Raw genomic sequence first — 6,618 nt, 5'->3', positions numbered from 1 at the left:
TTTAGCCCAATGAGGTGAAAAACTGTCTTCGCTAAATCGATGCCGATTGTGTGGATCTCCATGGGGACGCCTCCTGTTCAACCCTTATACCTCCGCTGAGGTTTAGGCGGCGGACCATCCCATTAGTGATAGTCGACAGACTCAGCGAGATGCGTTCTGAATTGAAGCTGCGCCGCACTGCCTGAGAATTTCGACAATGAGCGTCGGTCAGACGGAACCTTCACTGATTTGCCGAGGGGCACGAACCGACTTCCAGAGGCTCCCGACGCCCGATGGAATTGGCCGCTCGCTTCAACGCAATGATCTGTTATGCGCGATCTTTGAGTGTGACAGCTGGATTCCGATCTTCGCCCGGAGCCTTGCCGATCTCTTTCTTGGTTTGTTTAGCCACGTACATGGCAGCATCGGCAGCGCTCAAAAGGCTGTCTCTCGTTTTGCCGTCGTTGGGATAAAGGGCGATTCCTGCGCTCGCCGAACCCTGCAGGACGTATCCGTCGAATGAGAATGGGTCGTCGAAGCTGTGTTCGAGACGTTGGACAATCTCCTCGACTTCCCTGCGACCGTGAACCAGCGGAAGCACCACAGCAAATTCGTCGCCACCGAGGCGCGCCAGCATGTCGGCAGGGCGGAGTTGGTGTCTCATGCGGATTGCTACTTCCTGAAGGTACATATCTCCGACCTTGTGGCCGTAGACGTCGTTCACTTGCTTGAAGTCGTTGAGATCAATATAGATCAATCCGAAGATACCCGCCGTCTGGCGTGCCGCCTCGATCTGCATGTCGAGATAGTTTTCCAGCGAGAAGCGATTGTGGATCGCGGTGAGAAGGTCGAACTCCGAGCGGTGTTGCAGATCGGAGTAAAGTCGTCGAGTTTCGATAGCTAGCGTGGCCATCGCCGCCGCCGCGGACAGAATCTCCGACTCTTTATCGCCGGGTTTGGCGAGCGGATCGAAGGCAGCATTCATTGTTCCAAGGGGCGGTCCGGAGCGAGCTGGGATCGGCTCGCACGCCATGCGGAATGCATTGAGATCCTGCGGGCAGTTTCCTAAGAAAGCCCCATCAACAATCTGGCACCAGCAGGGGGCACTGCGGAGTCTGAAGGAAGCGAGCTCCGTGATCTGCTCGAGGATCTCAGCAAGAGGGCGAGAACCGTTAATGTCCTCCAGAATTCGGCTGCGTCGACGCTCACTGTATGCCGCCGCGGCATTTTGGCGGCGCACTCTGCGCTCAATGACCAAGCTCCTTGTACCGGCGGAGAGAAATAAAACCAGCAGCAAACCGACGAGAAGGGTTAGGTTGCGAACGTTCAGCAATGAAGGCCTCGCGATGACTTCAATGTCGTCGATGGAACGCATCAGGATATCGAAGGGCACCTCCTGACCGGGGTTGATCGCGGTGCCGTCGATCGAGCAGATGCCGGTTACCCGGACTTTGGCGCCCAGGGGTATCTGCAGCATCGGCGCGAGAGTGGAAATTGTGCGTGGATGGCCGTAGATTGCGCTGAACAGCCGACCTTTGGCACTGAGGACATACTCATCACGTGATGCCACTCGGACCTCACCGACTACCTGTCCGTCGATAGAGACCAGATCGTTCTGGTGGCCAATTGGCTTGCTGCTGCTCCAGAGAGCGAGTTGTTCCCAAGTCGCCGGCTGCGGCTTGATGGGCGCCGGAATCTTAGTGTCCAGGATTTCGCTATCGGTCAGAGTTAGGAGACGATCGCGTGTTTCAGGGAAGCCCGATGCAACGGCGTGGTCGCCGATCCGCAGAGGGTCGCGTGTCTGAGTCGATATCCACAGACTCTTCGAGCCCTCCTGCAGCACAACAGCCGAACCGGGTTCATAATACGTAATCGTCCCAAGAACCTGGACTCTTCGGGAACGATCCTGTACGTGATAACTGGAATGAATCTGGTCCATGGGAGTAATCGGGAGCGACCAGAATTTAGTGTGGGCGTCCTTGAGAGTCTTAATGTCAGCGAGTTTAGAAACGTAGAGAACAGTTCCGGTCTGCTGCATCTTGTCGTCAAACTTTCCCGCGGCGACCCCGGTAATCTCGATCTCATCGTCCAGCAGGCCTTTGAGCGCTGTTTCATCGTCGCTGTCGACGTTCGCTTCGATGTGTCCTCCATCCATGATCAACTGCAAGCGCGCGCTACGCAGAGGAGCTACCGCGCTGACTACAAGGTCGGCGGCGCGGACCTTGGCGCGCACAGTGACCAGGCGAGAGTCATACTCCGCGCGATTCAGGGCGTCGAAAGTCGCAGGTACGGGTTTTGGCAGTGCGCCATGTTGGAGCAGAGTAATGGCGCTGGCAACGACAAGCGGGCGAAAGCTGGCCTGAGTTTTCCCTTGGATGGCAATGCGATCACCGGGATGCAGTGCGGCGGTTGTGGGAGCGTTGACGAAGAGTGCAGCGTCACCATCCTGCACAAAAAGTAAATTCTCGTACGCCCGGGAGTAGACCACTGTGGCTTCGCAGGCGACCGGAAGGGCATGGCTCGCTTCGGCGTTGGTGAGCGCATGAACAGCACCTAGAGAAGTCAGCGTTCCGGGCTCTGCACCCAAGGCAACAGAAATCGATGAGGCGACGACGACTAGCGCAAGAATCAGGCTCCGGAGGGGAAAGTCGCCGTTCCAGCTTGCTCCTCCCGGAATGGCTCCCCGAAACTCACGCATTGCATGGCTCTTCCGCTCTTCCACGTCGTGAAGACCTCTTCAAGTGCGGAGACTGCCAACCGCCTACGTTTGTGACGCGCTCCATCTCTCTGCCCGCCTTACTTCAACGAGCTTTCCCCAGCCCACAGCAATGAGTCGCGTGACCCGAGTCGCTTCGTCCCGATAGATGCACTTCAATAGATAGGATCCAACCAATTACTGCGCACCATCCCTCTTTTGAGGCGAATTGGTTGTACAAGATGGAAGTTAGACTTTCAGGATGACTTGCGCAACTCCTTCGAAGTAATCAGGCGGCAGTGTTCGTCCACGAGGTCGCAGATTATTCGTTTAGCTGCGTCCCGCGTCTTCGCGCGCCAACCTTAACGCTGTTGGGGCCATACTCCCAAAGTCCCTCTCAACGTTCGGATGCTTTGAGCAGTAATGGGATCTGAAATCGGCTTGAATGAGTTTTGGGGTGGTTTGCAAAATCAGCGGAAAAATCGCACCCGGACGCAGCCAACTGCACACGCTGCATCTCCACACTTCAAGGTTTCCGATTTCCTGCCTGACGAGGCTCCTGTCTTTCCGCATGGAAGAAGCTTACGCCCGAACGCGATTCCTGAAACCGTCCAAATTCGCTCTGGAGCACTCTTGGGTACCGCATCCAAGCTTGCGATTCGGAAGCAGGTCCGAAGGCCGTCGATAGGCGTGGCTGCCCATCTGCAAAGACCCTCTGGTGCGAGCCCAGAGGGTTCGCCTCTCTTCCTAGATTGCCAAAGGGCACAAATTGAGGGAGTTCTGTCAGCCGGTAAATGGGGAAAATCGTAGGCTGTAGTCGAAATTGAACCTCAAGGTTCCACACAGAACCCCAGATTCCACAGACCTGCCGCTGCAACTCGCTGATTCTAAGGGAGGAGTCTAGGGTAGAGAACCTGGTCCCGAACCTGATTTCGACAGTTATTGGAATCTATTGAATTCTATAGATGATAACTGATGTTGATTGAACAATTTGCAGGGTCCTTGTTGAACTGCAGAGCAGTTTATTGCTTTTGTGTGCTTTCGCCGCCGCAAAATCGACTACAGCAATAACCTGCTCTCTGGCGGCGTTTCCCGAGGATGTCGCTAACGAACCCCAAGAGGTAGTCTCCTATGTCCGCGCCATTCGGCACAGATCGGTGGTGTCCATGATTACTTCCGCTAAGCCGACCCAGCCGAACATGGAATTTGGGGAAGCTTACAGCATTTTACTTTTATTCGCTGTAACAGATCATTGAATCTTTACGGTGTAATCTTGTGCTGCCGGCAAGCGGAACAAACACTTGAGGACAAGCGTAAAACCGACTGAGCAGACTATGCCTGAAGCGCCTGTAAAACCGGACCTTGGAGGGTTGCGCATCGACGCCCACAAGCGTGGCGCCCGAAAAGCTGGAAAGGGCATCGCGATTAGTTTTTTCGTCCTGCTCGTCGCGCTCGTAATCGTGGGCGGAGTCTACGCTTATGTGCATCAGACGCCTTCGGTGCAAGTCGCCACGGTGAACGCCCCGGACACCGGCCCACAGGCCCTGCTCAATGCGAGCGGGTATGTCACCCCGCAGCGGCGCGCCACCGTAGCGGCAAAAATCACAGGGCGAGTTACAGGCGTTTTTTTTACCGAAGGAATGTACGTGCACACGGGCTTTGTGCTGGCCACTCTGGACGATTCCGATACGCAGAGGGGGCTCGCGTCTGCGATAGCCGATCGCAATGCCACGCAGGCAAGCATTCTCGACCTACAAGTGCAATTGAAGAACGCGCAGATTGAGTTGCATCGCTCGCAGGAACTGAGGACGGCAGGCATTCAAACTCAGGAAGCCCTCGACAATGCGACGATGGCCGTGAACAGCCTGCGGGCGAAAATCGACTACACCCAAGAACAGGTGCTCGCGGCTGACGCGCGCATCAAAGAGGCGCAGCAGGCGGTGGATAACTGCATCATCAGAGCTCCATTCGATGGAATTATAGTTTCCAAGGACGCGCAGGTGGGAGAAATGGTGTCGCCGATTTCGGCCGGCGGTGGGTTCACGCGCACGGGCATCGCGACGATTGTCGATATGGCCTCGAACGAAATCGAGGTGGACGTCAACGAGAACTACATCGCGCGCGTGAAGCCTGGCCAGGAAGTCACCGCCGTTCTGGATGCATATCCTGACTGGAAGATTCCGTGCCGCGTGCGCACCATTATTCCCACGGCCGATCGCCAAAAGGCGACTGTCGAGGTGCGAATTGCCTTCGACAAGCTGGATCCGCGCATCCTGCCCGACATGGGCGTGAAGGTCACGTTCCTTGGGGAAGAAGACAAGCTGGCGAAAAAAGCGCCAGCGCGCGTCATGGTGCCGCAGAGCGCGGTCCGCGACGATGGCGGACAGAAGATCGTTTTCCTGGTGAACGGCGATCACGTCGAACGCCACGCCGTGAAGGTTGGCACAGCCAGTGGCGCGCAAATGCAGATTCTGGCGGGGCTCGCGCCTGGAGATACAGTGGTAGTTGGGGGGCCAACCGATTTGAAAGATGGCGAAGCGGTCGCGATCAAGCGTTAGGGCGTTGTTTCTGCGATTGAGTCAGACACTGCGGTTGTGATTTGGTGCTGCTTTGCAGGGACGAGAATGCGTTGTCCGCAAGGATAGGCGCCATTCCAGCGAGGAAGCGGAGATGGCGAAAATCGAGGAGGGTTGGGATCATGGTACGTGTGGACGGCAATGGTGCGGCTGGCAGTCTGATTCAGGTGCGCGGCCTGGACAAAACCTACCGCCGTGGCAACGAGGACATCGACGTCTTGCAGGGCCTGAATCTTGACGTCGATAAGGGCGATTTTGTGGCCTTCATGGGGCCGAGTGGCTCGGGCAAGACCACGTTGCTCAATCTGCTGGGTGGCCTCGACGTTCCATCGCGAGGCACCATCGGCGTGGCCGGCGATGAAATCACGCACATGTCCCGCGGCAAGCTGACCGACTGGCGTGCGCGACATGTCGGTTTCATCTTCCAGATGTACAACCTCATCCCAGTGCTCACCGCGTTCCAGAATGTCGAATTGCCCTTGCTGCTGACCAAACTTTCCAAAGCCGAACGCCGCAAGCACGTTGAAACCGCCCTTTCCATCGTTGGTTTGGGCGAGCGCATGCACCACTTTCCGCGCCAGCTTTCCGGGGGACAGGAACAGCGTGTTGCCATTGCCCGCGCCATCGTCGCCGATCCCACTTTCCTGCTCTGCGACGAGCCCACCGGCGACCTGGACCGCAAAAGCGCCGACGAAGTGATGGACCTGATCAAGCGATTGGTGAAGGAGTACGGGAAAACCGTCCTGATGGTGACGCACGATCCGCTGGTTGCGCGTGAAGCCTACACCACCCTGCATCTCGACAAGGGCGTGCTGGTCGAAGCAGGAGCGCGGCCGGGCGTTGTCGCGGGGGGTGCCTCTTGAAGTTCAGCAGACTGATTCTGGCCAATCTGTTTCGCAAGAAGGCTCGCCTGGTTCTGACCATCGGTTCGTTCGCGGTGGCGCTGTTTCTGTTTGCGCTGCTGGGAGTGGTGAACGATGCGTTCAGTCGGGGAGCGGACGTGGTGAGTGCGGATCGCCTTGTCACCATCAATCGCACCTCGATCATCAATTCGATTCCGCTGTCGTACCGGGACGAGATCCTGCGTATTCCGGGCGTAAAGTACGTCACGCACGACAACTGGTTCGGCGGCGTATATCAGGATCCCAAGAACTTTTTCCCGCAGTTCGTGATCGACCCGGAAAACCAGCGGCAGGTTTTCCCGGAGCTCATCGTTCCCGACGACCAGTGGAACACGTTCCTGAAAGATCGCCAGGGCGCGATTGTCGGAGCGGTCACCATGAAGCGCTTCGGCTGGAAGATCGGCGACCGCATTCCCATTACAACAACCATCTATGGGCTAGCGGGTAAACCCTTCGAGTTCAATAT

The 6,618-nt window shown here is 56.8% G+C and carries 4 protein-coding genes; 3 read left to right on the top strand and 1 reads right to left on the bottom strand.

The window, feature by feature from the left end:
• Positions 1-307: 307 nt before the first annotated feature.
• A complete protein-coding gene (locus WCA10_RS00555; RefSeq protein WP_472820527.1) occupies positions 308-2,677 on the bottom strand; it encodes a diguanylate cyclase domain-containing protein in 2,370 nt (789 codons plus the stop codon).
• A gap of 1,331 nt (positions 2,678-4,008) precedes the next feature.
• On the opposite strand from WCA10_RS00555, the gene WCA10_RS00550 reads away from it, so the two are divergent.
• The 3 genes from WCA10_RS00550 to WCA10_RS00540 form a co-directional block, all read left to right on the top strand.
• A complete protein-coding gene (locus WCA10_RS00550; protein ID WP_472820526.1) occupies positions 4,009-5,232 on the top strand; it encodes an efflux RND transporter periplasmic adaptor subunit in 1,224 nt (407 codons plus the stop codon).
• A gap of 140 nt (positions 5,233-5,372) precedes the next feature.
• Positions 5,373-6,113, top strand: coding sequence for an ABC transporter ATP-binding protein (locus WCA10_RS00545; protein ID WP_472820525.1), 741 nt, complete (start codon positions 5,373-5,375; stop codon positions 6,111-6,113).
• Positions 6,110-6,618: hypothetical protein (locus WCA10_RS00540; RefSeq protein ID WP_472820524.1), on the top strand; the 509-nt coding region annotated here is incomplete at its 3' end. The genes WCA10_RS00545 and WCA10_RS00540, both read left to right, overlap by 4 nt.

It is taken from the genome of Occallatibacter sp., from assembly GCF_049582745.1.
Lineage (GTDB): Bacteria > Acidobacteriota > Terriglobia > Terriglobales > Acidobacteriaceae > Telmatobacter.
Note: the sequence above shows the minus strand (reverse complement) of the source record. Positions and strands in the feature narration are given on the sequence as shown.